Genomic DNA, 25585 nt, shown 5'->3' with positions numbered 1-25585 from the left:
GGCGCCGATCGAACCGCGGAAAGCCACCCGGGAGTTCACCTCCCGGCCGGCCGACGAAAAAACCCCTCCCGGATCTCCCCGGGAGGGGTTCTTTCGTGCGGTGGACCTGAGGGGACTCGAACCCCTGACCCCCTCGTTGCGAACGAGGTGCGCTACCAGCTGCGCCACAGGCCCTTGCGACGAGTGAAACTCTAGCATCCCGTTCGCCGTGCCCGGAAATCGCTTCCGGTGCTGGTCAGTGCGGAGTGCCTCACTCGTTCGCCGCGCGCGGCCGGTCCTCGTCCTCGTACTGGTCGAACAGCGGGGTGCGGCCGCGGGCGCGGCGGCCCGGGTGGGTGGGGCGGTCGGGGGTGCGGTCCGGGCGGGGGCGCTCGGGGACGGAGCTGGAGCGGGCGGAGCTCCAGGCGTCGTCCGCGTCGAGGTCGACGTGGCTGGTGGCGCGCGGGGCGACCGGGGCGGTGACGTAGGTGGGCAGCGGGACCGGGACCGGCTCCCAGGAGCCGGCGGCGGGCCGCGGCCGCTCGCGCTGCTGGTCGACCCACTCGGCGTGGTCGGTCTCCTCCACGAGGGCGCGGGCGCCGGGGGTGTGCGGGGGCACCGCCGGGCGGGCGGGCTCGGGGGCGGCGGGGTCGGCGTCAGCGCGGGCGGCGGGGCGGTGGTCGTCGGCGGGCGGCTGGTCGGCCGCCTCGTGAGGGCGGGGGCGGCCCTCCCGCAGCCGCCGCGCCGCCGCCTCCGCCTTGCGCTGGTCCATGGTGAAGACGAAGCGGCGCCGCTCCTGGGCCCGCAGGTAGACGATGTACGCGGTGAGCAGGACGGCGGGCAGGGCCGGGGCCCACAGGAACGGCAGTCCGCCGACGGCCGCGGCGATGGCACCGGCGGTGAAGGCGAGGAAGAGCACGGTGATGGTGCGCCGGCGACGGGCCAGGACCTTGGCGCGCTTGGTCCGCTCGGCGAGCGAGGGGCGCGGCGGGGCCGGCTGGGCGCGACCGGGGGCGGGGGCCTCGTCGGCGAGCGGCGGGGGCGGTTCGGGGTCGCCGAAGGGCCGGGCGCCGGCCGGGCCGTCCGCGGCGTCCGGGTCCGGCTCGTCGCCGGCATCGTCGGCGGGGCACGCGCCGTGCTCCCGGTCGTAGCGGCGCTGCATGGCCGCGCGCCCGGACAGGAGCCGGATGGCGGTGCTGAAGCGCTCGGTGGGACGGGCCTCGTTCAGCTCGTCCTGCCTACGGAGCCACATCGGCACCAGGTAGGCGGCCCAGGCCCCGACGATGACTGCGTAGATGAGGCCGCTGCTTCTCACAACTCACACGGTAGAGGGGTTTGCGTGGGGCCATCCGCCAATTGAGCCGGTGTGTCGCACGATCTGGCTGATATCTCGAACTTTTTTTGTGATTGTTGCGATGGACTTGTGAGGAATGCGGCACCGGGGACCGCATAATTCGAACAGGCTTTTTATTTGTGGGGTGCGTCGGAGCGGCCGGGGGTGCCGGGTTTCTGCCGGTGCCAGCGGTTGAGCAGCCCTTCGGGGACTTCTTCGGCGGTGAGCGCGAAAACGGCGTGGTCGCGCCAGGCGCCGTCGATGTGCAGGTAGCGGGGGCGGAGACCTTCCTCGCGGAAGCCGAGTTTTTCCACCACCCGCCGGCTGGGGACGTTTTCCGGGCGAATGCAGACCTCGATGCGGTGCAGTCCGACGGTGCGGAAACAGTGGTCGACGGCGAGCGCCACCGCGGTCGGCATCACCCCGCGGCCGGCGACGTCCCGGTCGACCCAGTAACCGATATGGCCCGAGCACATCGAGCCCCAGGTGATGCCGGCGACGGTGAGCTGGCCGGCGAGCCGGCCGCGGTATTCCACGACGAACGGCAGCATCCGGCCGGCGTGCGCCTCGGCGCGCAGGTGCCGGACCATCTGCCGGAAGGTGGGGCGGTGCGGCACCGGGACGCCCGGCGGGGGCGGCGGAACGGTCGCCTCCCAGGGGCGCAGCCAGTCGCGGTTGCGGCGGTTGACCTCGCGCCAGGGGCGCTGGTCGCGCAGCCTTATGGGGCGGAGGGAGACCTCTCCGTCCGTCAGGACCACCGGCCAGGGCGTGTTCAGCTGGGGCTCCCGGAGGGTCTGGGGTGGTCGCCGCCGCGGATCTGGTCGACGGCGTGCGGCAGGAGGTCGGCGAGGACGGCCAGGCCGTCGCGGACACCGCCGGCCGAGCCGGGGAGGTTGACGATCAGGGTGCGGCCGGCGACCCCCGCCAGGCCGCGGGAGAGCGCGGCGGTGGGGACCTTGGCGCGGCCGGCGGCGCGGATCGCCTCGGGGATGCCGGGGACGTCGTGATCGAGGACCCGGCGGGTGGCCTCGGGGGTGCGGTCGGTGGGCGAGATGCCGGTGCCGCCGGTGGTCAGCACCACGTCGTAGCCGGCCGCGACGGCGTCGCGCAGGGCGGCCTCGACCGGGTCGCCGTCGGGGACGACGCGGGGCCCGTCCACGGCGAAGCCCATGGCGGCCAGTCCTTCGGCGAGCAGCGGGCCGCCCTTGTCCTCGTAGACGCCCGCGGCGGCGCGGTTGGAGGCGGTGACGACCAGGGCGCGGGCGGGGTTCACGGCCGCCGCCAGTCGCCGGACTTGCCGCCGGTCTTCTCCTCGACGCGGATGTCGGAGATCACCGCGGCCTTGTCGACCGCCTTGACCATGTCCACGACGGTGAGCGCGGCGACCGAGACGGCGGTCAGCGCCTCCATCTCGACGCCGGTGCGGTCGGTGGTCTTCACCGTGGCGGTGATCTCCACCGCCTCGTCGGTGACGGCGAGGTCGACCGTGACCCCGGAGACGGCCAGCGGGTGGCACAGCGGGATGAGGTCCGGGGTGCGCTTGGCGCCCATGATCCCGGCGAGCCGGGCGGTGGCCAGGGCGTCGCCCTTGGGCACGCCCTCGCCGCGCAGCAGGTCGACGACCTGCGGGGAGACCAGGACGCGGCCGCGGGCGCGGGCGGTCCGGGCGGTGACGTCCTTGCCCGAGACGTCGACCATGCGGGCCGCGCCGGCCGCGTCGAGGTGGGTGAGGTGTTGCTGACCGCTGCTCATCGTTCTCCCGGTCCATACTGCCGCTTGTGGGACGACACCGTACCCCCGGGCCGCGGCGGCCACCCGGCCCGGTCGGCGGTGCGCGGGCGGGCTGCGGCCGGGGCGCCCGGGGACGGAGGGGGCAGCGGGCCTTCCGGGGCTACGGGTGGCCGAGGGGGATGACGTCCACGGTGGCGTCCGCGGGGACGTCGGTGGTGTCCTCGGGGACGACGATCAGCGCATCGGCGTAGGCCATGGCCCGCACGAGGTGGGAGCCGCTGCCGCCGACGGGGGTGACGGTGCCGGCTGCCGGGTCGTAGGAGCCGCGCAGGAACTGCCGCTTGCCGCGCGGTGAGGCGCCCAGCGGCTCGGTGACGCGGGCCCGGGCGGTGGGGCGGTGGACCTCGGGGTGGCCCATCAGCGTGCGGATGACGGGGCGGACGAACAGCTCGAAGGAGACGTAGGAGCTGACGGGGTTGCCGGGCAGCGCGAGCAGCGGGATGCGGCCGGGGCCGATCAGGCCGAAGCCCTGCGGTTTGCCGGGCTGCATGGCGAGCTTGCGGAACTGCACCCGGCCGTCGTCCGCGGAGAGGGCGGTCAGGGTCTCCTTGACCACGTCGTAGGCGCCGACGCTGACGCCGCCGCTGGTGACCAGGACGTCCGCGCGGGCGTACTGGTCCTGAAGGGCGGCGCGCAGGGTGGCGGCGTCGTCGGCGACCGCGCCGACGCGGTAGGCGACCGCGCCGGCCGCGCGGGCGGCGGCGGTGAGCTGGAAGCTGTTGGAGTCGTGGATCTGGCCGGGGCCCAACGGCTCGCCGGGCTGGACCAGTTCGCTGCCGGTGGACAGGACCACGACGCGGGGGCGGGGGCGGACGCGGACGGTGTCCAGGCCGAGGGCGGCGAGCAGGCCGAGCTGTGAGGGGCCGAGGACGGTGCCGGCGGGCAGGGCGGGCTCGCCGGTGCGGGCGTCGCTGCCGGCCCGGCGGATGTGGGCGCCGGCGGCGGCCGGGCGGTGCACCCGGACCTCGCCGGCCGCGTCCTGCGGGGCGGCGCTGCGGGCGCGCATGGCGGCGGCCGGGCCCTGGCCGGTGCCGCCGTCGGTCCATTCGACGGGGACCACGGCCTCGGCGCCGGGCGGCAGCGGGGCGCCGGTCATGATGCGGGCGGCCTGGCCGGGGCCGACGGCGGGCAGCGTGCCGCTGCCGGCGGCGACGTCACCGATGACGGTGAGGACGGCCGGGGCGTCCGCGGTGGCGCCGGCGACGTCCGCGGCGCGGACCGCGTAGCCGTCCATGGAGCTGTTGTCGAAGGGCGGCAGCGGCAGCGGGACGGTGAGGTCCTCGGCGAGGACGCAGCCCTGGGCGTCGAGGAGCTGGCGGATGACGGGGGCCGGCGGGCGGAGCGCCGCCAGGATGTCGTCCAGGTGCTCGGCCACCGACCAGACGCGGTCCGGTGGGGTGGTCTGGCCGGTGGTGCCGTTCAACGTCCTACATCTCCTCGGTGACGTAACTGCGCAGCCAGGCCCGGAAGTCGGGGCCCAGGTCCTCACGTTCGCATGCCAGTCTGACAATGGCACGCAGATAGTCTCCGCGGTCCCCGGTGTCATAGCGGCGGCCCTTGAAGACCACGCCGTGGACCGGGCCGCCCAGTTCGGGGTGGGCGGCCAGCTCCTGGAGGGCGTCGGTGAGCTGGATCTCGCCGCCGCGGCCGGGGGCGGTCTTGCGCAGCGCCTCGAAGACGGCCGGGTCGAGGACGTAGCGGCCGATGATGGCGAGGTTGCTGGGGGCCTCGGCGGGCTCGGGCTTCTCGACCAGGTCGGAGACGGTGACGACGTCGTCGTCGCCGGTGGGGGTGGCGGCCGCGCAGCCGTAGAGGCCGATGCTGGCCGGATCGACCTCCATCAGGGCGACGACCGAACCGCCGTACTCCTCGCGCACCTCGATCATCCGGCGCAGCAGCGGGTCGCGGGGGTCGATGAGGTCGTCGCCGAGGAGGACCGCGAAGGGCTGGTCGCCGACGTGCGGCGCGGCGCACAGCACGGCGTGGCCGAGGCCGCGCGGATCGCCCTGGCGGACGTAGTGGATGGTGGCCAGGTCGCTGGACTCCTGGACCCTGGCGAGCCGGGAGCCGTCGCCCTTGCGGTGCAGCGCCTCCTCCAGCTCGTAGTTGCGGTCGAAGTGGTCCTCCAGCGGTCGCTTGTTGCGTCCGGTCACCATCAGCACGTCGGAGAGCCCGGCCGCCGCCGCCTCTTCCACCACGTACTGGATGGCCGGCTTGTCGACGACCGGGAGCATCTCCTTGGGGGTGGCCTTGGTCGCCGGCAGGAAGCGGGTGCCGAGCCCCGCCGCCGGGATGACAGCCTTGGTGATCCGTCCATGCGATGCGGTCATGCGCGCCACCCTAACCGGCGCGGATGGGCCGATGATGAGGGTCAGGCCAAGAGATCATGAGAGCGCGAAGGGGGCCGGCGGTGAGCCGTGAGCACGAGGAAAAGCGCAGGTTGCGGCGGGATCTCCGGGAGATGAGACGGGGATTGCCGGCCGATGTCGTGGCGGCCCGCGGGGCGGCGCTGGCGCGGCGGGCGCGGGAGCTCGACGAGCTCGCGGAGGCGCTGCGGGAGGGTCCGGCGCGGACCGTCGCCGCGTATGTGTCGATCGGCGGGGAGCCGGAGACCGGGGCGCTGATCGAGGAGCTGCGGGCGGCCGGGGTGCGGGTGCTGCTGCCGGTGCTGCTGCCGGACAACGATCTGGACTGGGCCGTATACGAAGGGCCCGAACGGCTGGTTCCGGCGGGCTGGGGGCTGCGCGAGCCGGCCGGGCCGCGGCTGACGCCGGAGGCGGTCGCCGGGGCGGACGTCGTGCTGCTGCCGGGGGTGGCGGTGGACCGCACCGGGCTGCGGCTGGGCCGGGGCGGCGGGTCGTACGACCGGGTGCTGGCGCGGCTGGAGCGGTCGGGGCGGCGGACGGCGCTGGTGGTGCTGCTCTACGACGACGAGGTGGTGGACGCGGTGCCGGCCGAGCCGCACGACCGCCGGGTGCACGCGGCGCTGACGCCGTCGGGGGTGCACCGTTTCCGGCACTGACCGGCCGGGGCCGGTCGGATGTTTCACGTGAAACGCCGCCGGGCGGGCCGGAGGTGTCCGGCCCGCCCGACGCGGTGAGGTGTCCGCCGCCCGTTACGGCGACAGGGTGAGGGTGTCCTTGCCGGCCTTCTTCACGGCGTCCTCGCTGAACGCCCAGGGCAGCAGCTCGCCCTTGGCCCACTTGTCGGTCTGGTCGTAGTAGTGGGCGTGGTAGGCGTGCCCGGAGGCGCCGGTGAGGTTGATCCAGCGGGACTTGTCGAGGTCGGCGAGGTTGACCACCATCCGCATGGACGGGACCCAGGTGACCTTGTAGCCGCCGGAGGCGTTCCAGCCGGTGGCGTCGACCGCGGCCTCACCGCCGCCGACGTTCCAGGGCCCGCGGTTGAGGAGGTCCTGGAGGAAGCCCGGGCCCTCCTTGCCGAGGGTCTGGTTCCTCAGGTCCATCTGGTGCAGCCGGCCCCAGGCCCAGTGGTCGATGTTCTTGCCGAGCTTGGAGGTCAGCTCGTAGCGGGCGTCCTTCATCGCCTGGGCGAGGAGCTGGTCGCGGTTCTTCAGGCCGGGGTGGCCGGGCCGGTCCTCGGTCTTCCACCAGGCGTTGTTCGGGTCGTCCAGGATCGAGCGGACGACCTCGTACCAGCGGTCGCCGCCGTCGGGCTGGGCGGTGTCGCCGGCCCGCTCGCCGCATTCGCGGACGAGCTTGTTGTTCTCGTCGGCCGGGCCGTTGTCGCCGGCCGGGCGGACGTAGAGGCACTGACCCTGGACGCGCAGCTCCTTGGGCATCTTGTTGCCGAAGGCGAGCTTGAGCGTGTTGCGCCAGACGGCGTTGAAGTAGGCGGCCGCGGCGGAGTCGGGCTCCTGGGTGAAGTCCCAGCCGTTGAGCAGCTGCTGTGCGTCGCGGACGTAGGGGTCCTTGATGTCGATCTTCGTCAGATAGGGCGTGAGCAGCCGGGCGATCTCGCTGCTGTTGTCCTTCTGGAAGGTCTGCATGTCGTCGGTGGAGACCTTGCCGCCGTCCTTGATCTTGGACTCGATCAGGTCGTTGATCCGCTGGCTGCGGGCGCCGTAGCCCCAGTCCTTGGTGAGCAGGTACGGGTACTTGGCGTCGGTGACGGCCTGGTTGGCGGTGACGATGTAGCCGCGCTTGGGGTTGTACTCGTACGGCAGCGCGCTCTGCGGGATGTAGCCGGTCCACCGGTAGGCGGAGTCCCAGCCGGGTGCCGGGGAGGTGCCGTCGCCCTTGCCGCGGACCGGGATCTTCCCCGGGGCCTGGTAGCCGATGTTGCCCTTGGTGTCGGCGTAGATGAGGTTCTGCGAGGGGACCTCGAAGTCGGCGGCGGCCTTGCGGAAGGCGGTCCAGTCCTGGGCGCGGTTGAGCTCGAAGACGGCGTCCATGGACTTGCCGGGCTCCAGCGCGGTCCAGCGGAGCGAGACCGCGTAGCCGTCGCCGCGGTCCGGGGCGCCGTCGGCGACCGGGGCGTCCTTGCCGACGTTGGTCAGTTCGTCGTCGCGGTCGGAGACGATCGGGCCGTTGTTGGTGGACCGGACGGTGATCTTGCGGCTGTCGCCGCCGGCGACCTTGATGGTCTCCTGGCGGGTGAGGAACGGCTTCTGCTTGCCGTCGTAGAGGTAGCCGTCGGCGTTGATCTTCTCCAGGTAGAGGTCGGTGACGTCGGCGCCGAGGTTGGTCATGCCCCAGGAGATGTTCTGGTTGTGGCCGATGACGACGCCGGGCATCCCGGAGAAGGTGAAGCCGGCCACGTCGTAGTTGCACTTGGGGCCGGTGGTGCGGCAGTGCAGGCCCATCTGGTACCAGAGCGAGGGCATCTGCGGGGCCAGGTGGGGGTCGTTGGCGAGCAGCGGCTTGCCGGTGGTGGTGTGCGCACCGGAGACGACCCAGGAGTTCGAGCCGATGCCGTTGCCGTTCGGGCCGAGCAGCGCCGGGACGGAGTCGAGGTGCTTCGAGAGCGTCGAGAGCCGGCTCTGGAGCCCGGCGGCGGCGCCGCGCGGGGTCCCGGCGGCCGTGCCGCCGCCGGTGGAGGTGGTGGTGGCCTTGGGGTCGAACTCCTTGGTGACCGGGTCGACGCCGCCGCCGTCCACGATCGGCCGGTTCCGCTGGTACGGGTAGGCCGGGTAGAGCTGCGCGATCTGGGCCGGGGTGAAGCGGCTGGTCATCAGGGCCCGGTCGATCTCGTCCTGCATGTTGCCGCGCAGGTCCCAGGCCATCGCCTTGAGCCAGGCCACCGAGTCGACCGGGGTCCAGGGCTGCGGCTTGTAGTCGCCGGTGAAGCCGAGCGCCGCGTACTCCACGGACAGCGCCGAGCCCTGATGGTCCTTGAGGTAGGCGTTGACACCGGCGGAGTACGCCTGGAGGTATTTCTTCGTCGCCGGCGAGAGCTTGGTGTCGTATTCCTTCTGCGCCACCTCGTGCCAGCCCAGGGTGCGCAGGAACTCGTCGGTCTTGATCTGGCTCTTGCCGAACATCTCGGAGAGCCGCCCGGCCGTCATGTGGCGGCGGACGTCCATCTCCCAGAAGCGGTCCTGCGCCTGGACGTAGCCCTGCGCGCGGAAGAGGTCCTCGTCGGTGTCGGCGTAGATCTGCGGGATGCCGTTGGCGTCACGGATGACGTCCACCGGATCGGTCAGGCCCGGGAGTTTGAGCGAACCGGTGGTCTCCGGGAAGGAGGCGCGGACGGTGCTGACGCTCCAGTACGCGCCGAAGCCGATGCCCGCCACGAGCAGCAGCACGACCGTGAGCGCGACGAGGCGGCCGCGCCGCCCCTTCTTCTTTTTGGGGGCTGGACCGGACTTGTTGGCGGGCATCTCTGTCCTTCGAGGGGCAGGGTGGGAGTGCTGGAGCAACCATAGGCGCACCGGTTTGACGACCCCTACGCGGAGTCAGCACCGAGCACATTAAACTTTCAAGCAATGGTAAATTGTTAGGGTCAGTAACTAGATACGGTAAGGACCGCTTGGCCGGACCAGCGCGAGGAAGGATCAGCTCCTGACTGTCGAACACCTCAACGAACTCCTGCTGGTCTGCTCACTCGTACTGCTCATCGCAGTCGCCGCGGTACGGCTCTCCTCGCGCAGCGGGCTCCCCAGCCTGCTCATCTACCTGGGGATAGGCATCGCGATAGGGCAGGACGGGATCGGCGGCGTCGTCTTCGACAACGCCGAGCTCACCCAACTCCTCGGCTACGCCGCCCTGGTGGTGATCCTGGCCGAGGGCGGCCTGGGCACCAAGTGGAAAGAGATCAAACCAGCCCTTCCCCGGGCCGCGATGCTCTCGACGGTCGGCGTCGCGGTGAGCGTGGGGGTCACCGCGGCCGGCGCGCACTACCTCGCCGGCCTCGGCTGGAAACAGGCGCTGCTGATCGGCGCGGTCGTCTCGTCCACGGACGCGGCGGCGGTCTTCTCCGTCCTGCGCAGCGTCCCCCTGCCGTCCCGGCTGACGGGTGTCCTGGAGGCCGAGTCCGGCTTCAACGACGCCCCGGTGGTCATCCTCGTGGTGGCGTTCTCCGCCGCCGGCCCGGCCGAGCACTGGTACGTCCTGCTCGGCGAGATCGCGCTGGAGCTGGCCATCGGCGCCGCCGTCGGCGTGGCCATCGGCTGGCTCGGCGCCTACTGCATGCGGCACGTCGCGCTGCCCGCGTCCGGTCTCTACCCGATCGCGGTGATGGCCATCGCGGTCTCCGCGTACGCCGCCGGCGCGCTGGCGCACGGCTCGGGCTTCCTCGCCGTCTACCTGGCCGCGGTCATCCTCGGCAACGCCAAGCTGCCGCACGCCCCGGCCACCCGCGGTTTCGCCGAGGGGGTCGGCTGGATCGGCCAGATCGGCATGTTCGTCCTGCTCGGCCTGCTGGTCACCCCGCACAACCTGCTCGACGACTTCGTGCCGGCGCTGCTCATCGGCATGATCCTGACGCTGGTGGCCCGCCCGCTGTCGGTCTTCGGGTCACTGCTGCCCTTCCGGATGCCGTGGCAGGAGAAGGCCCTGCTGTCGTGGGCCGGGCTGCGCGGCGCGGTGCCGATCGTGCTGGCCACCATCCCGATGGTCAACGACGTCCCCGGCAGCGAGACGGTCTTCAACATCGTCTTCGTGCTGGTCGTGGTCTACACCCTCATCCAGGGCCCGACGCTGCCCTGGCTGGCCCGGCGGCTGCGGCTCGGCGACGGCGAGGAGGCCGCCGACCTGGGCATCGAGTCGGCCCCCCTGGAGCGGCTGCGCGGCCACCTGCTGTCCACCTCCATAGGACCGACGTCCCGTATGCACGGTGTGGAGGTCGGCGAGCTGCGGATGCCGGCGGGCGCCGCCGTCACCCTCGTCGTCCGGGACGGCACCAGCTTCGTGCCCTCCCCCACCACCGTGCTGCGGCACGGCGACGAACTCCTGGTGGTCGCCACCGACCCGGTGCGGGACGCGGCCGAGCGGCGGCTCCAGGCGGTCTCCCAGGGCGGCAAGCTGGCCGGCTGGCTGGGCACCGGCGAGCCGGAACGGCAGCCCCAGGGGCGGCGGGAGCGGCAGCCGCAGGCCCGGTGGGGACGACGGCGCGGCACCGACTGAGGCCGGGCCGCCCACCCCGCCGGCCGGCGGCCCCGCCGGACCGACCGCCTTGCCCGCCCTGGCGCCGAATGTGCGCTATCTCTCCACCGATACCAAGGAAATCGCGGTGAAGCCCTGGTTAATCGCAGGGCTTCTCGCGGCCCGCCCTGTATAATCAAGAGGGAAACTTGTACGGATCACGAACCAACTCTGCCTGACGCAGAGCTGGCGCGACCGCTCGGCGGCCGCGGTCCCCTGCCACACGCAGCCACCTTCCCGGTGCGGACCACGCGGTATCACTCGGTCCTGCGCGAGAGGACAGCTCTCGGCGCGCACCCGTGACGATCTCTCGGGGCGGCGCTACCAGGCAGCAGAAAGGCCCGGCCGTGGCATCCGCGGTCAAGCAATCCCGTCCCGGATACGGACAGCTGCTCCGCACCCCTGGTGCGTGGACCTTCCTCCTGCCCGGCTTCCTGGCCCGGCAGCCGTTCGCCATGCTGACCATCGGCATCGTGCTGCTCGTCCAGTCCACCACCGGCTCCTACGGCACCGCCGGCGCGGTCTCCGCCGCCACCGGTGTCTCGATGGCCCTGTTCGCCCCTCAGGGCGGCAAGCTCGCCGACCGGTTCGGCCAGCGCGCGGTGCTCATCCCCGGCGTCCTGGTGCACGTCGCCGGCGTCTGCGCCCTGATCACCCTGGCCCTGGCCCACGCCCCCCTGTGGGCGCTGCTGGCCGTCGCCGTCCCCACGGGCGCCTCGACGCCCCAGGTCGGCCCGATGGTGCGGGCCCGGTGGGCGGCGAAGCTGGGCGGCAGCCCGCTGATGCCGACCGCCGCCGCCTTCGAATCGGTCACCGACGAGTTCACCTTCGTCGTCGGCCCGGTGCTGGCGACCGCGCTGTGCACCGGCATCCACCCGGCCGCCGGCCTGGTGGCCGAGGCCGCGCTGACGCTGGCCGGCGGCCTGCTGTTCGCCTCCCAGCGGCGCACCCAGCCGCCCGTCCACCGGGACCGGAGCGACGACCGCCCGCGGGTCTCCGCGCTGTCCGTCCCCGGTGTCCGCGTCCTGATCGTGGCGTTCCTGGGCATCGGCTCGGTCTTCGGCGGCATGCAGGTCTCGCTGACCGCGCTCACCGAGCACATCGGCCAGCCCGGCATCAACGGCGTCCTCTACGGGATCTTCGCCGGCGGCAACATGCTCGCCGGTGTCGCCTGCGGCGCGATCGCCTGGAAGGTCGGCCCGCGCCGCCGCCTCCTGGTCGCCTACGGGCTGCTGGCGCTGGCCACCACCCCGCTGTGGGCGGTCACCGCGGTGCCGCTGCTGGGCGCCGTCGGCCTCGTCGTCGGCCTGTGCATCGCCCCCGCGCTGATCACCGGCTACACCCTGGTGGAGTCCCTGGTCCCGGCCGCCGCCCGGACCGAGGCGTTCACCTGGCTGACCGGCGCGGTCGCGCTGGGCCAGGCCGCCGCGGCCACCGCCGCCGGCCAGCTCGCCGACCGCTTCGGCCCCAGCTCCGGCTTCCTGGTGCCGCTGGCCGGCACCGCCCTGGCCCTGGTGGTCCTGCTCACCCTGCGGTCCCGGCTGGCGCCGCACACCGGCAAGGTGGTCGCCGGCGCACCGGGCACCACCGGGACGGCCGACGCCGGCCGCGAGCGGGAGCTGAGCCACGCCTGAACCGCGCCTGAGCCGTCCCGGGGCGGTGCACCACCGCCCCGGGCCCGGCGTGGAGTCGGTCACCGTTGCCGCGTTCGCGGTGGACTGACGCGCCGGAATACTGCAATATGGAGCGTCGTTAGCACTCAATGAGTGAGAGTGCCAGGAGGAAGTCAAGTGCCGACCTACCAGTACCAGTGCACCGCGTGCGGCGAGGGCCTTGAGGCCGTGCAGAAGTTCACCGACGACGCGCTCACCGAGTGCCCCAACTGCAACGGCCGCCTCAAGAAGGTCTTCTCGGCGGTCGGCATCGTCTTCAAGGGCTCCGGCTTCTACCGCAACGACAGCCGCGGCTCGTCGTCCAGCAGCAGCCCGTCGTCGTCCTCGTCCTCGACGTCGACCTCCTCTTCTTCGTCCTCGTCGACCTCTTCGTCGACGTCGTCCTCGACCTCGTCGTCCTCCTCGGACAGCAAGTCGACGGCCTCGGCGAGCACCGGTTCGGCCGCCTGACCCGAGCTCCGGCCCCGGCCCCGCCTCCCCTACGGGACGGTGGGGCCTTCGGCGTTCCGGGCGGGCGGTGAGGGGATCCGGCGGCTCACCGGCGGGCCCTCCCCGGCCCCCGCTAGGGTGATCGCATGGCTGACGCGGAGATTGGCGTTATCGGCGGGTCGGGGTTCTACTCCTTCCTCGACGACGTGACCGAGATCACGGTGGACACCCCCTACGGGAGCCCCAGCGACTCCCTCTTCCTGGGCGAGATCGCCGGCCGCTCGGTCGCCTTCCTGCCCCGGCACGGCCGCGGCCACCACCTCCCGCCGCACCGCATCAACTACCGCGCCAACCTCTGGGCCCTGCGCTCCGTCGGCGTCCGCCAGGTCCTCGGCCCGTGCGCGGTCGGCGGGCTGCGCCCGGAGTACGGGCCCGGCACCCTGCTCGTCCCCGACCAGCTGGTGGACCGCACCAAGTCCCGGGCCCAGACCTACTTCGACGGGGAACCGCGCCCCGACGGCAGCGTCCCCCACGTCGTCCACCTCACCTTCGCCGACCCGTACTGCCCCACCGGCCGCCGGGTGGCCCTCGACGCCGCCCGCGGCCGCGACTGGGAACCGGTCGACGGCGGCACCCTGGTGGTCATCGAGGGGCCGCGCTTCTCCACCCGCGCCGAATCGCGCTGGCACGCCGCCCAGGGCTGGTCGGTGGTCGGCATGACCGGCCATCCCGAGGCCGTCCTCGCCCGGGAACTGAGCCTCTGCTACACCTCACTGACCCTGGTCACCGACCTGGACGCGGGCACCGAGACCGGCGAGGGCGTCTCGCATGACGAGGTCCTGAAGGTCTTCGGCGCGAACATCAGCCGCCTGCGCGAGGTCCTCTTCGACACCGTCGCAGCCCTGCCCGCCACCGCCGAACGCGCCTGCCTGTGCACGGACGCCCACCAGGGGTGGGAGCTGGGGATCGAGCTGCCGTAGGGGGCAGGGCCGGGCGGGGCCGGGGCGCCGTCCGCGCCCTGGAGGGTGACGGGGTTTTCCACAGCCTCAGGGGCTGTCCACAGGCCGGCGCGGGCGGCGGCGGAATGCGGCACGGTGGTGAGCGCCGGGTCCGAACGGCGGGCCCGCTTCCGCACCCCAGGCGGTGATGACCATGCCCTCCCTCCTCCCCTCCCTGCCCACTCCCCCGCGGTGTGACGTGCCGCACTTCGCGCCCATCCGCATCGGCGGCCTCCGCGCCCGCTGGTCCGGACCGGTGCGCCGCCGATGGCTCGCCGCCACCCTCGCGGCTGCCGCCGCGGCCCTGGCCACAGGCGTATCGGACGCCCCGTTACGCACCGGCCCGCCCGCCTCCGCCTGCCCCGCCGCGCCGGCCTCCGGGGGGCGGTGACGGTGGCCGCCCTGCTCCCCGCGCGCCAAGATCGAGTGGCGTCCCGCGGCCCGGCACGGAAAACTTCTCCGGGTGGCCGGGCACCTGCCGGGCACCTCTTACGGAGGCGCGCCCGCACCGCCGCCGACGCCGACACCGCTGTCGGCACCACCGCATCCCTCACCATCGCGTCCCCCACTACGGCACGGGCCCTCCCCAGCGGGCCGTCCCACCGCCCTCCGGCACCCGTCCGGACAGCCCCTGGTGTCCGCGGGGTCCGTGGCGCCCAGCGCGTTCATGGCGCTCATGGTGGCGTTCACGGTGGCGGTGGCGTTCACGGTGGCGCTGGTGTGCCCGGTATCTGGGCGGATATCCGTACTGGCGCTCTGGCCGATCGCCGGTTCGAGTTGCGTGATTGGACACCCCCGCCCCGCCCTGCCGTAAGTTGCGGTGCTGATCGTCGGTGCACCGTCCAGAGCAAGCGTGGAAAGAGGCTGTCAGGTGAGCGAGAACAAGGGCGAGAGCAAGAGCGTCCTTCAGGGATTCAAGGAATTCCTGATGCGTGGCAACGTCATCGAACTCGCGGTGGCGGTCGTCGTCGGTGCGGCGTTCACCAACATCGTCAACGCGGTGGTCAAGGGCGTCATCAACCCGATCGTCGGTGCCTTCGGCTCGCAGAACCTCGACAACTACCAGACCTGCCTGACCACCTGCGGGGTGGACAAGAAGACCGGCCAGTACGTGGACGGCATCTACATCCTCTGGGGCTCGGTGCTCAGCGCGGCGCTGACGTTCCTGATCACCGCGGCGGTCGTCTACTTCCTCATGATCCTGCCGATGAACAAGTGGAAGGCCCGGCAGGACGCGAAGAAGGCGATGGACGGCACCCCGGCGGCACCGACCGAGGTCGAGCTGCTCACCGAGATCCGCGACCTGCTCGCCCAGCGCGACGGCGCCTCCGCCGCCCTGTCCGGGACGGCCTCGGCGGCCATCATCAGCCAGAAGTCCCAGCACTAGGGGCGCGCCGGCCGGCATGTTCCCGCCGCCCCTTCGCCTCGCTCGGATCAGAGGTGGTGGGGCGGCTTCTCGTCGAGGAAGCGCGCGAGATCGGCCGCGCTGCCGCTGCTCGTGGGCCGCTCGCCCCAGCCGCGGTCACTGTCATCGGCCGACCGCTGGCTCAACGGATCATCGAAGATCAGCGCCGCGGCGGCGTTCCGCCCCTGGGGTCGCGGCGACTGGGGGGACGGGCGCGTGGGGCCGGCCGCCGGGCCGTCCTCGGTGTAGGCGCCGGAATCGGTCGCGGCATCGGTGCCGAGATCGGTGCCGGGGGCGGGGTCGGGCCGGGAGTCCGGCTCCGGGGCTGGGGCGGGGTTGGTGCTCACCCTTCCAGGGTACGGGCGGGCCCCTCGGGAGACGGGTGCCCGTCAGGAGCTGCCGCCCCCACCTCGTCCGTCGCACCGGTCGGGCCAGGCCACGCGGGCGCGGCGTCGAGGGTGCGGTGCCGGGGCGGGCGGCATTGGGGCGCGGCGTCGGGCCGGTCAGGTGTCCTGGCTGCCCTGTCCGGTCAGGATTCGCGGCTTCCGTGTTCGTGGGTGGGTATCGGGTGCGGGCCGTGCACGTTGGGCGGGCGGGTCGGCGGGCCGTGCTCGGCGTGGCCGCGGCCGAGCGGCCGGCCGCGTTCCGAGCCGGGGAGCGGGCAGGGCTGGGGGTGGTGGCTGCGGGCTGCGCGTCGAGGCATGGGCGGCGGCTTCCTGCGGGGAAAGGGGCGGGAAGGCCCACGCTAGGAGCGCCGGAGACGCCCGGCCCGTTGGGCGGGGCATCGGGGTGGCCTGCCGGCCGGTGGCGGAGGTGGTCAGCTGGTGGTCAGGGCCTCGTGCCACCACTTGTCGCGGCCGGGCTTCCAGGAGACCGGGCGGGAGCAGCGGTTCACCACCAGGACGGTGCGCGGCAGAGCGGTCGCGTCGGTGGCGGCGGCGCGCGCCAGCGCGTGGTCCAGCAGCGGCTTCACCGGCCGCACGGAACCGTCCCAGAACGCCGCGTCCGCCGTGATCAGCACCCGCGTCCCCGACTCCCGGATGCGCGCGGCGAGTTCGGGGACGGTCAGCGAGACCGGCAGGGTGGTGCGTATCGCGTCCAGCCGGCCGCAGGCCAGCGTGGCGATCACCGACTCCGGTACGAGCGGCAGGTGCACCGCGACCCGGTCACCGGCCCGCACCCCGTAGCGGGCGAGGGCGGCCGCCGCCCGGTCGGCCTGCTCCAGGAGCATGCCGTGCGTCAGCTCCTCCAGGCGGCCCGGTTCCCCACTCCAGGTGAGGGCGATCTGCGACGCATCGGGCTCTTGCGTTCCCCGGAGGTCATCTGCATGCTCTGAAGTCACACGGCGCAACATGCGCTCCAGCATGGAGATCAGCGATCAACGATCGCTGAACGTCCGCTGTACGGACCACGGGGACCGTACGGCTCCCGCTCCACGGGGTCCGCGCCGCCCCTTCCCGCACCCCGCGCGGCAGTGCCCGGCGCCGGGTGTTCTGCGGAAGCCCGGTCGTGGGCTCCCGCCTCTTCCTGCCCCGGTCCGGTGCACTTCATCCCTCCCCTTGCTGTGTCGCTTCCTCGGTTTTCGCTTGCGCATGGTGTGAGAGGCGGGTTGTCCGTTCCATGGCGCTGACCATGATGTCCACCACCGTTGCCGTCGTTCGTGTTGCCGTTGTTCCCGGGGCCTTCGTTCCTGGGGTCTTCGATCCCGGGGCCCTCGATTCTGTGGTCGTCATGTCCCTGATCGCCGTTTTCGTGGCTGTGGTGCGGGTCGGGCGGGGTGGTGGGCGGTCGTTGGGGTGGTGCCGGGGGCGGCCGCGCGGGTGGTCCTGTCGGCGGGCTTGGCGAGGTGCCGGGCCGGGGTCGTCTTCTCGCGGTTCGTTGGCGGGGTTGCTTCCCGGGGGTTGGAGTGGGGGCGTGGGGGTCGTCGGGGGCTCGGGGGTGGGCGGAACAGGTCGGGGGCGCGGGGCCGTTGGGCGGGGGGCCGTTGGGCGGGGCGGGCGGTGGCGGTGGGGGCGTTCTGCGTGCAGTTGGATTCGTTTGCGTTGAATGCGGTGCTGCCGGTTCTCCGGGGCGGTCTGCCCGGTGGCGCGGGCATGGTGCCGTGGGTGGTGAGCGGGTATCTGCTGGCGGCCGGTTCGCTGATGCCGGTCGCCGGGCGGCTGGCCGATCTGTACGGGCGGCGGCGGATGTTGCGCCTGGGGGCGGCGCTCTTCGGTGTGAGCGCTGCTCTCTGTGCGCTGGCGCCCTCGTTGCCGTTCCTGGTGGCGGCGCGGGTGGTGCAGGGCACGGGCGGGGCGCTCATCATGCCCGCCGGGCTGGCACTGCTCACGAACGCCTGCCCGCCCGCCGAGGCGCGGCGGCGCACCGGGCGGGCGCTGGGCCTGGCCGGACTGGCCACCGTGGGCGGCCCGTTCGTCGGCGCGGCGCTGGCCGAGGTGGCCTCCTGGCGGGCGGTGTTCTGGCTGACGGTGCCGCTCGCCGCGGCCACCGCGGGGTGTGCCCGCCGGGCGGCCGAATCACGGGACGCGGGCGCGGCGAGGCACCCGTTCGACGTGGCCGGCGCGGTGACCGCGACCGGTGTCCTGGTGTGCCTGGTGTGCCTGGTGCGCTGGCCGGCGCAGCCGGAGGGCTGGGGCTGGGCGGCGGGGGCGGCGCTGCTCGGTGCGCTGTTCGTACGGGCGGAACGGCGGGCGGCGGGCCCGCTGGTGGACCTCGCACTCTTCCGCAATCGGCCCTACGTGGCCCTGACCGCCGCGGGCGCGATCGCCAACGCGGCGACGGTGGCGCTGCTGTACGCGATCCCGCTGGCGCTTCAGCAGGGGCGCGGGTGGTCGGTGCTGGGCGCCGGGGCGGCGTTTCTCGCTCCGGCCGCGGGGTTGGCCGCCGGGGGTCCGGTGGCCGGACGGGTACCGCCCCGGGCGGCCGGTCCCGTGATGGCGCTGTGCCTGGCGGTCGCCGGGGGTGGGCTGTGGAGCGCCGGAACCCTTAGGGGGACGGCGGGGTTGCTGCTCGCTGCGACGGGCGCGGCGGCCGCGCTGGGGGTGGCCAGCGGGCTGGCCCTTACGGGTACCCAGGCCGTCGTACGGCGGGAACGGGCGGGAGAGGCGTCGGGCGTCACCAAGTCCGTGCTGACCAGCACGGCGGGGCTGGGGCTGGCCCTTACGGGGGCGGGTTCGGGTTCGGGTTCTTCTGCCGCGGCGCCGGTGGCCGGGGAAGCGTTGTCGGCCAGTGGTGGTCACCTGCCGCTGCTCACCCTGTCTGCGGTCGGGTGCCTGGTGGGGGCGGTGGTTGGAGGGGTGGTGTGGGTTTGGGTGGGGGTTGTGGTGCCGGTGGTGCGTGGGTGGCTGAACGGTGAGCGCCGGGGCGGTCGGGAGGGGAGGGAGTGGTGGGGAGGGAGTGATGAGTGAGGAGCCGAGTGAGGGGCAGCGGGTGGTGGGGCGTGGGGAGGAAGCGGAGGGAGGTGGAGTGGGCGCGGTCGGAGGAGGGGGCTGGGGCGGGGCCTGCGGGTTCGGGGCTCGTAGGCCAAGGGTTAGAAGCCGAGGGTGGGGGCCGAGGATGAGCGGCTCACGGGCGCGAGGACCGGGGGCCGCCAGGGCCGTGGCCACCAAACCCGTGGGCCGCCAGGGCCGTGGCCACCAAGCCCGTGGCCACCAAACCCGTGGACCGCCAAGCCCGTGGCCACCAGGCCCGTGAGCCGCCAGGCCCGTGGCCACCAAACCCGTGAGCCGCCAGGCCCGTGGGCCCCGAGGCTCACAGCCCCGGAGGCCCGGGTTCGGTCCTCGGGGTCAGGGGGTCAGGGGGTCAGGGCTGGGGTGAAGCCGTCGGCGAGGTCGGTGAGGTGGGTGAAGCCGCGGGATTCGAGGAGTGCGGCGGCGATCAGTGAACGGTTGCCGCTGCGGCAGTAGAGGATGACGGGGCGGGAGGGGTCGAGTTCGGCGGTCCGGGCGGGGAGGGCGGCGAGCGGGATGTTGCGGGCGCCGGGCAGGGCGCCCGTGGCGTACTCGGCCGGGTTGCGGACGTCGATGAGCTGGGCTCCGGACTCGGGCGCCAGGGACAGCCGCGGGAGCAGGTCGGCCAGGTGGAGGCGCTCGCTGCGGCGGGTGAGTTCCGGGGCGCCGGCGAGTGCCGCGGCCGGGTCGGGCAGGTGCCCCAGGACCCGGTCGTAGCCGATCCGGGCGAGCCGGAGGCGGGCCTCGTGCTCGGTTCCCGGGTCGGCCAGGAGGACGATCGGGGTGCCGGGGGTGATCACGGTGCCGGCGTACTCCGCGAACCGGGTGTCCAGTCCGACGTGCAGCGAGCCGGCGAGGTGGGCGCGGGCGTAGGCGGCGGCCGGACGGCAGTCGAGCAGGGCGGCGCCGTGCTCGTCGCGTGCGGTGAGCGCCTCGGTCAGGGTGAGCGGGGCGGGCGGGGCGGGGTCCCTCAGGGGGTGGCCGTCCCGGTTGAGGGCCGCGTCGTGGGCGAAGTATCCGGGGGCGGTGGGCTGCCCGGCGGTGACCAGCCGGACGAACTCGTCCTCGGTCATGGGCTGGAGCGCGTGGTTCAGGCGACGCTGGTCGCCGATGGTGGAGCTGGTCTCGGTGGAGATGCTGCGGCCGCAGGCGGAACCGGCGCCGTGTGCGGGGAAAATCCGGGTCGCGTCCGGGAGGGTCAGCAGTTTGGTGTGCAGGGAGCGGTACAGGCGGGCGGCCATGTCCTGGGGGGAGTGGCCGGCGGCGGAGAGCAGGTCGGGGCGGCCGACGTCGCCGACGAAGAGGGTGTCGCCGGTCAGGACGCCGAACGGGACCTCGTCGTCGGGGTTTTCCCTGATGACCAGGCAGATGGATTCCGGGGTGTGGCCCGGGGTGGCGAGGACGGTGAGGGTGACCCCGGATTCCTTCCGGATGTTCGCCCCCGATGCGGGCTGCCGGATGTTCGCCCCTGGTGCGGGCTGGAGGTCCGCACCGGGTTCGGCCGCGGCCCCTGGTGCGGTCGCGGGCTGCCGTCCCGGATTCGGCGGGGTGCCCAGGCAGATGCGTTCGCCGTCTCGTAACCGCCGTATGGGGAAGCCGGTTTCGGCGGCTTCGCCGAAGGCGATCTCGGCGCCGGTCGCCCGGGCCGCCTCCAGGTGGCCGGAGAGGAAGTCGGCGTGGACGTGGGTCTCGATGACCAGCTCGATGCGCAGGCCGGCCGCCTCGGCGTCGGCCAGGTAGCTGTCGATGTCGCGGCGGGGGTCCACGAGGACGGCGCGTCCGGTCTCCTGATCGCCGATCAGGTATGACGCCTGGGAGAGGCAGTCGAGGTAGTACTGCGCGAAGTGCACGGTCGGCCTCCAGGGGGTGCGGTGCCAGGTGCGGTGCCCGGTGTTCGGATGCCCGCGGGGTCTTCGGGCGGGTCGGGGTCGGGGCGTTGGGGGTGGGCTGGTTCCGGTCGGGCATACCGCGGCGCGTTGTGCGGATGCACGGATGTACGTACATTAAGTATCCGGTGGGCGGGGGGCAAGCCGGGCCCCTTTCCGCGACAGGCCGGATGACGAACGAGAGGACCGATATGACGCCGCCTCAGCACCGCCCGACGGGCGCGCACGGCCGCAACTCCCCCGGTGGCGCCGACCCCGGCGGCCAGGACCCTTACGGTCCCCGCCCGTTGGACCGCGGGTCACCGCTGCCCCTGTGGGCGCAGCTGCTGGCCGATCTGCGCCGCCGGATGGAATCGGGCGCGTTCACCGAGGAGTTCCCGGCCGAGCACCGGCTGACGAGCGAGTACGAGGTCAGCCGGCACACCGTCCGGGAGGCGCTGCGCAAGCTGCGCGCGGACGGCCTGGTCATCGCCGAACGCGGCCGCGCCAGCCGGCTCGACACCCGCCGCATACAGCAGCCGCTCGGCTCCCTCTACAGCCTCTTCCGCGAGCTGGAGGCGCAGGGCGTGGAGCAGCGCAGTGAGGTGCTGCGGCTGGAACGGACCGCGGACGCGGTGGTCGCCGGCCACCTGGGGCTGGTCCCGGACGCGCCCCTGGTGGTCCTGGAGCGGCTCCGGCTCGCCGACGGCGAACCGCTCGCCCACGACACCGCGTACCTCCCGGCGGAGGTCGCCGAGCCCCTCCTGGACGCGGACTTCGGGCACACCTCGCTCTACGGGGAGCTGGCGCGGCGCTGCGGGGTGAAGGTCAGCGGCGGGCGGGAACGGATCGCTCCGTTCCTCCCGGACATCCGGCAGGCGTGGCTGCTGGGACTGGCCGACCGCGAGGCGGCGTTCGCCATCGAACGGCTCGGGCGGGCCGGTGAACGGCCCGTGGAGTGGCGCGAGACGGTGGTCCGCGGCGACCGCTTCGCGTTCGTCGCCGAGTGGTCGGACGCGAGTCAGGCGGTCGCCCTCGCCCCGCGCGCCGCGGCGCCGTCGGCGTAACGGGCCGTGTCGTCCGTCCTCATAGCCGTCGCGGCGCTGCCCTGCGGTCTGCTGATCGGGCTGCTGCTGGGCGCGCTCGGCGGCGGCGGTTCGGTGCTGGCGGTGCCCGTCCTGGTCTATCTGCTGGGCCAGTCCCCGCACGCGGCGACCACGGGTGCCCTGGTGGTCGTCGCGGTCGGCGCGGTCAGCGGCCTGGTCTGCCACGCCCGGGCCGGCCGGGTCCGCTGGGGCGCCGGGGCGGTGTTCGGTGCCCTGGGTACGGCCGGGAGCTTCGCCGGCTCCCGGTGGAGCGCGGCCCTGGACCCCACGGCCCTGATGGCGGCGTTCTCGGGGCTGCTGCTCGTGGTGGCCGCGGGGATGGCGCTCCGCGGGGCGCGGGGAAGCACCCCGGGGCGGGCGGGGCGGTGGCTGCGCCGCTTACGGGTGCCGTTGCGCCGCTTACGGGTGCCCGCCCGTCCCTCAGGGGCGCGGGCCCGCCCCGTACGGGCCGAGGAGCGTTCCCCAGGGGCGGAAGAGCGTCCCCTCCGGGCGGGAGCGCCTCCCTTACGGGTGCGGGGGCACCCCCTGGGCACTCACCGCCCTCAGCCCCGGGGCCACGACCAGCCCCGGGACCACGACCAAGCCCCCCGGAACCGCCCCCGGCCGCTGCGGATCATCGTGACCGCTTCCTCCGTCGGGTTGCTGACCGGGTTCTTCGGGGTGGGCGGCGGGTTCGTCGTGGTGCCGGCGCTGACCCTCGTCCTCGGGCTGGAGATGCCGGTCGCCGTCGGGACCTCCCTGCTGGTGATCCTCATCAACTCCGGTGCCGCGCTCGCCACCCGGGTCGGTACCGGGTCCGTGGACTGGCCGCTGCTGGCCACCCTCGCGGCCTGCGCCGCGACCGGCAGCCACCTCGGCAACCGGCTCGCCGGCCGGCTCCGCCCGCAGGCCCTCACCGCCTCCTTCGCCGCCCTGGTCACCGTCCTCGCGCTGGCGATGGCGGCCACCACACTGCCCGCCCTCTAGCCCCGGATCTTCCCCGTCCGCCCACCCACCCACAGCCCCGACGGGCCACGGAGCAGGTAGCCAACGCCCAAGGCCCAAACCCAAGGCCCAAAGCGAAGGCCCAAACCCAAGGTCAACCCCAGCCACGAAACGCAAGGCCCAAAAGCCCCCACCCCCAAGGCCCACCGCCACCCACGACCACCCCACAAGCCCCCAGCGCACCACACCCCCAAGCCGCAAGCTCCCCACCAGACACCACACTCCACCTCACCTCCCCACTCACCACCGCCGATTCGCCACCCCGACCCACCACCCCCAGCCAACCCCCGACCCACCACCCCATCCGGAAAGACAGGAGCCCCCCATGTCCCAGTCAGCAGACCGACCGGCACCGGCCCCGGCACCCAGCACCGACCCGGCACCCGTCTCCGCAACCGCCCCCGAGCCCGCCCCTCCCCACCGCCCCCACCACCAGGTCCTCATCGTCGGGGGCGGGACCGCGGGCATCACCGTTGCCGCCCGGTTACGGCGTGCCGGGCTGCGGGACGTCGCGCTGCTGGAGCCCGCCGAGACGCACTGGTACCAGCCGCTGTGGACACTGGTCGGCGGCGGCCAGGCGCCGTTGCGGGCGGCCCTGCGCCCGGAGGCCGAGGTCATCCCGCCCGGCGTGCGCTGGCTGCGCGAGCGGGCCACCGCCGTCGACCCGGTGGCCCGTACCGTCACCACCGCCGCCGGCCGGGTCGTCTCCTACGAGTGGCTGGTCCTGGCCCCGGGGCTGAGCCTCGACTGGGACGGGGTGCCGGGGCTGGCGGCGGCCGTCGGCCACGACGGGGTGAGCAGCAACTACCGGGCCGACCTCGCCCCGTACACCTGGGAGCTGATCCGCCGGATGCGGCGCGGCACCGCGGTGTTCTCCATGCCGTCCGGGCCGGTCAAGTGCGGTGGCGCCCCGCAGAAGATCGCGTACCTGGCCGCGGACCACTGGCGCAAGCGCGGGGTCCTGGGCGACATCCGCGTCATCCTCGCGCTCCCGGAGCCGTCCCTCTTCAAGGTGCCGGTCTTCGCCCGTGCCCTGGAGGGGGCCGCCCGCCGCTACGGCATCGAGGTGCGCCTGCGCACCGAACTGACCGGGCTGGACGGGCCGGAGCGCGCCGCGGCCCTCACCGACCACGCCACCGGCCGCACCGAGACCGTCCGCTACGACCTGCTGCACGCGGTCCCGCCGCAGCGCGCCCCGCAGTGGGTCGCGGACGGCCCGCTGGCCGACCCCGCATCCCCTTACGGGTACGTGTCAGCGGATCCGCACACGCTCCGGCACCCTGATTTCCCCACCGTTTTCGCCCTGGGGGACGTCGCGAACCTCCCGACCTCCAAGACCGGCGCGGCGATCCGCAAACAGGCCCCGGTGGTCGTCGCCAACCTCCTCGCCGGTCTCCGGGGCCGGCCGGCCGCCGCCCGCTACGACGGCTACACCTCCTGCCCGCTGGTCACCGCCCGGCACAAGATGGTGCTGGCGGAGTTCGACTACGACCTCCGCCCGGCGCCCTCGTTCCCCTTCCTGGACACCACCCGGGAGCGCACCGACATGTGGTTCCTGAAGCGGTACGGCCTGCCGCAGCTGTACTTCCAGGGGATGCTCAAGGGCCGGGCGTAGCCGGGGGACCGGGACGCGACGACCGGCCGGCGGAAGACGGCGCCCCCGGACCGGAGCGAAACCGGAGCCCGGAGACCGGCCCGGACCCGGAGACCGGCCCGGCCCGGCCCGGCCCCGGAGACCACCCGGAGGCAGGCCCCTACGGCCCCCACGGCCCCTGCACCCCCGCCCCCTCCCCCACCAGGTCGGCCACCACGCAGCCCACGTTGTCCGGGGCGCCCGCCTCGCGGGTGAGGCGGACGAGGTCGGTGACGGCCTGCTGCGGGGTGGCCGCCCCGGTGAGGGCCGCCCGGATCGCCTCCGGCGGGACGACGCCGGTCAGGCCGTCCGTGCAGAGCAGGTAGCGCTCCTGGGGCCGGGCGTCCAGGACGTCGAGGTCGGGGGCGAAGTCGGTGCCGCCGCCCAGCGCCCGCAGCAGCAGGGACCGCTGCGGGTGCGACGGCGCCTCCTCGGGCGTGAGCCGCCCCTCGTCGATGAGGGACTGGACCACGCTGTGGTCGTGGGTGATCCGGAAGAGGCCGGAGTCGCGCAGGACGTACGCGCGGGAGTCGCCGAGGTGCAGCAGCGCCAGCCGGGAACCGGAGTGCAGCAGGGCGGTGAGGGTGCTACCGGTCATCGCCCTGTCCCCGGCCCCGGCCGCACCGCCCCCCGTTCCCGCCGCCGCTCCCTCGGGGCCGTCCGCCCCGTGCGCGGCCCGGTGGGCGGGCAGGGCCGCCGCCGCCAGGACGCCCGGCAGGTCCGCGGCGGGCAGGCCGGTCAGGTCCCGGTCCTCCAGGGCCTTGAGCGCCTCGATGGCGGCGGTGGCCGCCGGGCCGCCCCCGGGTCCGAAGCCGTCGGCCACCGCCAGCAGGCGCCGGCCGGCGTAGGCGGCGTCCTGGTGGACGGTGCGGACCAGCCCCTGGTCCGTGAGGGCGGCGCAGCGCAGCGTCAACGGCTGGGTGGGCTGCGGGTGTTGCTCGGTCATCGCGGGGTCCTTCCGTGCCAACTGGTCGACGAGGAAGGCGGCCAGGTCCCGGCGGGCGGCGACCTCGGCCTCGACCTGCGCCCAGTACGCGGCGACCGCCCGGGCCGCGGGCCCCGGTGCCAGCTCGCACACCTCGCGGATCCGGGCCAGCGGCATCCCGAGCCGGCGCAGCCAGGCGACCAGCCGGGCCCGCTCCAACTGGGCCGGGGCGTAGCGGCGGTAGCCGCTGTGCGGGTCGACGTGGGCGGGGGTCAGCAGGCCCAGCTCGTCGTACAGGCGCAGGGCCTTGGGCGAGAGCCGGGCGGCCCGGGCGAACGCCCCGATGGTCAGCAGTCCCCCGTCCACCGGCCGTACCTCCCTCCGCCGCGTCTCCGCCCGCCACCGGCCGCA

The 25585-nt window shown here is 73.9% G+C and carries 23 protein-coding genes and 1 tRNA gene; 11 read left to right on the top strand and 13 right to left on the bottom strand.

The genetic code is table 11. The annotated features are described in order from the left end of the window. Positions 1-101 precede the first annotated feature (101 nt). The 7 genes from MUU72_RS17780 to galU all read right to left on the bottom strand — a co-directional run bounded on the left by MUU72_RS17780 (position 102) and on the right by galU (position 5433). A tRNA-Ala gene (locus MUU72_RS17780) sits at positions 102-174 on the bottom strand. 76 nt (positions 175-250) lie between these two features. Next, positions 251-1294, bottom strand: a complete 1044-nt coding sequence (gene sepX / locus MUU72_RS17775; RefSeq protein WP_248014269.1) for a divisome protein SepX/GlpR — start codon at positions 1292-1294, stop codon at positions 251-253. A 152-nt stretch (positions 1295-1446) separates the two neighbouring features. Then, on the bottom strand, positions 1447-2070 hold the full coding sequence (locus MUU72_RS17770) for a GNAT family N-acetyltransferase (protein ID WP_248014268.1): 624 nt from the start codon (positions 2068-2070) through the stop codon (positions 1447-1449). A 14-nt stretch (positions 2071-2084) separates the two neighbouring features. Continuing rightward, positions 2085-2585: a MogA/MoaB family molybdenum cofactor biosynthesis protein gene (locus MUU72_RS17765; RefSeq protein ID WP_248014267.1), complete on the bottom strand. Its 501-nt coding sequence runs from the start codon at positions 2583-2585 to the stop codon at positions 2085-2087. Next, complete coding sequence (gene moaC / locus MUU72_RS17760) at positions 2582-3064, bottom strand: cyclic pyranopterin monophosphate synthase MoaC (RefSeq protein ID WP_248014266.1); 483 nt, start codon at positions 3062-3064, stop codon at positions 2582-2584. The genes MUU72_RS17765 and moaC overlap by 4 nt, the downstream gene beginning before the upstream one ends. 139 nt (positions 3065-3203) lie before the next feature. After that, complete coding sequence (gene glp / locus MUU72_RS17755; RefSeq protein WP_248014265.1) at positions 3204-4526, bottom strand: molybdotransferase-like divisome protein Glp; 1323 nt, start codon at positions 4524-4526, stop codon at positions 3204-3206. A 4-nt stretch (positions 4527-4530) separates the two neighbouring features. Beyond that, positions 4531-5433: a UTP--glucose-1-phosphate uridylyltransferase GalU gene (gene galU / locus MUU72_RS17750; RefSeq protein WP_248014264.1), complete on the bottom strand. Its 903-nt coding sequence runs from the start codon at positions 5431-5433 to the stop codon at positions 4531-4533. Between the two features lie 56 nt (positions 5434-5489). On the opposite strand from galU, the gene MUU72_RS17745 reads away from it, so the two are divergent. Next, on the top strand, positions 5490-6125 hold the full coding sequence (locus MUU72_RS17745; protein WP_282504228.1) for a 5-formyltetrahydrofolate cyclo-ligase: 636 nt from the start codon (positions 5490-5492) through the stop codon (positions 6123-6125). A gap of 93 nt (positions 6126-6218) precedes the next feature. Here the strand turns inward: MUU72_RS17745 and MUU72_RS17740 are convergent, their stop codons facing one another. Continuing rightward, positions 6219-8945, bottom strand: coding sequence for a penicillin acylase family protein (locus tag MUU72_RS17740; protein ID WP_248014262.1), 2727 nt, complete (start codon positions 8943-8945; stop codon positions 6219-6221). Positions 8946-9126: 181 nt separating this feature from the next. Here MUU72_RS17740 and MUU72_RS17735 point away from each other — a divergent pair, with 181 nt between their 5' ends. The 6 genes from MUU72_RS17735 (at position 9127) to mscL (ending at position 15194) form a co-directional block, all read left to right on the top strand. Beyond that, positions 9127-10689, top strand: a complete 1563-nt coding sequence (locus MUU72_RS17735) for a potassium/proton antiporter (RefSeq protein ID WP_248014340.1) — start codon at positions 9127-9129, stop codon at positions 10687-10689. 365 nt (positions 10690-11054) lie between these two features. Then, on the top strand, positions 11055-12341 hold the full coding sequence (locus MUU72_RS17730; protein WP_248014261.1) for an MFS transporter: 1287 nt from the start codon (positions 11055-11057) through the stop codon (positions 12339-12341). Positions 12342-12497: 156 nt separating this feature from the next. After that, the gene (locus MUU72_RS17725; RefSeq protein ID WP_248014260.1) at positions 12498-12830 is read left to right on the top strand and encodes an FmdB family zinc ribbon protein; all 333 of its coding nucleotides are present in this window, start codon (positions 12498-12500) and stop codon (positions 12828-12830) included. A 125-nt stretch (positions 12831-12955) separates the two neighbouring features. Next, positions 12956-13789 (top strand): S-methyl-5'-thioadenosine phosphorylase, encoded by an 834-nt coding sequence (locus MUU72_RS17720; RefSeq protein ID WP_248014259.1) that lies wholly within the window; start codon positions 12956-12958, stop codon positions 13787-13789. 652 nt (positions 13790-14441) lie between these two features. Then, positions 14442-14621 (top strand): hypothetical protein, encoded by a 180-nt coding sequence (locus MUU72_RS17715; RefSeq protein WP_248014258.1) that lies wholly within the window; start codon positions 14442-14444, stop codon positions 14619-14621. A gap of 57 nt (positions 14622-14678) precedes the next feature. Beyond that, a complete protein-coding gene (gene mscL / locus MUU72_RS17710) occupies positions 14679-15194 on the top strand; it encodes a large conductance mechanosensitive channel protein MscL (RefSeq protein WP_308403833.1) in 516 nt (171 codons plus the stop codon). Positions 15195-15241: 47 nt separating this feature from the next. Here mscL and MUU72_RS17705 read toward each other — a convergent pair whose 3' ends face one another. The 3 genes from MUU72_RS17705 to MUU72_RS17695 all read right to left on the bottom strand — a co-directional run bounded on the left by MUU72_RS17705 (position 15242) and on the right by MUU72_RS17695 (position 16554). Beyond that, the gene (locus MUU72_RS17705; protein ID WP_248014343.1) at positions 15242-15559 is read right to left on the bottom strand and encodes a hypothetical protein; all 318 of its coding nucleotides are present in this window, start codon (positions 15557-15559) and stop codon (positions 15242-15244) included. Positions 15560-15741: 182 nt separating this feature from the next. Continuing rightward, complete coding sequence (locus tag MUU72_RS17700) at positions 15742-15915, bottom strand: hypothetical protein (protein ID WP_248014257.1); 174 nt, start codon at positions 15913-15915, stop codon at positions 15742-15744. Between the two features lie 114 nt (positions 15916-16029). After that, positions 16030-16554: an AMP-binding protein gene (locus MUU72_RS17695; RefSeq protein WP_248014256.1), complete on the bottom strand. Its 525-nt coding sequence runs from the start codon at positions 16552-16554 to the stop codon at positions 16030-16032. Between the two features lie 658 nt (positions 16555-17212). Here MUU72_RS17695 and MUU72_RS17685 point away from each other — a divergent pair. Then, on the top strand, positions 17213-18619 hold the full coding sequence (locus MUU72_RS17685; protein WP_308403832.1) for an MFS transporter: 1407 nt from the start codon (positions 17213-17215) through the stop codon (positions 18617-18619). A gap of 386 nt (positions 18620-19005) precedes the next feature. On the opposite strand, the gene MUU72_RS17680 is transcribed toward MUU72_RS17685, so the two are convergent. Beyond that, the gene (locus MUU72_RS17680; protein ID WP_248014254.1) at positions 19006-20511 is read right to left on the bottom strand and encodes a rhodanese-like domain-containing protein; all 1506 of its coding nucleotides are present in this window, start codon (positions 20509-20511) and stop codon (positions 19006-19008) included. 227 nt (positions 20512-20738) lie between these two features. On the opposite strand from MUU72_RS17680, the gene MUU72_RS17675 reads away from it, so the two are divergent. From MUU72_RS17675 to MUU72_RS17665, 3 genes are all read left to right on the top strand, one after another. Beyond that, positions 20739-21593, top strand: a complete 855-nt coding sequence (locus tag MUU72_RS17675; RefSeq protein ID WP_248014253.1) for a GntR family transcriptional regulator — start codon at positions 20739-20741, stop codon at positions 21591-21593. A 6-nt stretch (positions 21594-21599) separates the two neighbouring features. After that, positions 21600-22598 (top strand): sulfite exporter TauE/SafE family protein, encoded by a 999-nt coding sequence (locus MUU72_RS17670; RefSeq protein WP_248014252.1) that lies wholly within the window; start codon positions 21600-21602, stop codon positions 22596-22598. 343 nt (positions 22599-22941) lie between these two features. Continuing rightward, complete coding sequence (locus MUU72_RS17665) at positions 22942-24231, top strand: NAD(P)/FAD-dependent oxidoreductase (protein ID WP_248014251.1); 1290 nt, start codon at positions 22942-22944, stop codon at positions 24229-24231. Between the two features lie 139 nt (positions 24232-24370). Here MUU72_RS17665 and MUU72_RS17660 read toward each other — a convergent pair whose 3' ends face one another. Beyond that, entirely contained in the window at positions 24371-25540 is a 1170-nt protein-coding gene (locus tag MUU72_RS17660; protein WP_248014250.1) for a MerR family transcriptional regulator, read from the bottom strand. Positions 25541-25585: the final 45 nt, after the last annotated feature.

The organism is Streptomyces rhizoryzae (assembly GCF_023155275.1).
GTDB classification, from domain to species: domain Bacteria; phylum Actinomycetota; class Actinomycetes; order Streptomycetales; family Streptomycetaceae; genus Streptomyces; species Streptomyces rhizoryzae.
The sequence above is the reverse complement of the archived record's forward strand: the minus strand, read 5'-3'. Positions and strand labels throughout refer to the sequence as shown.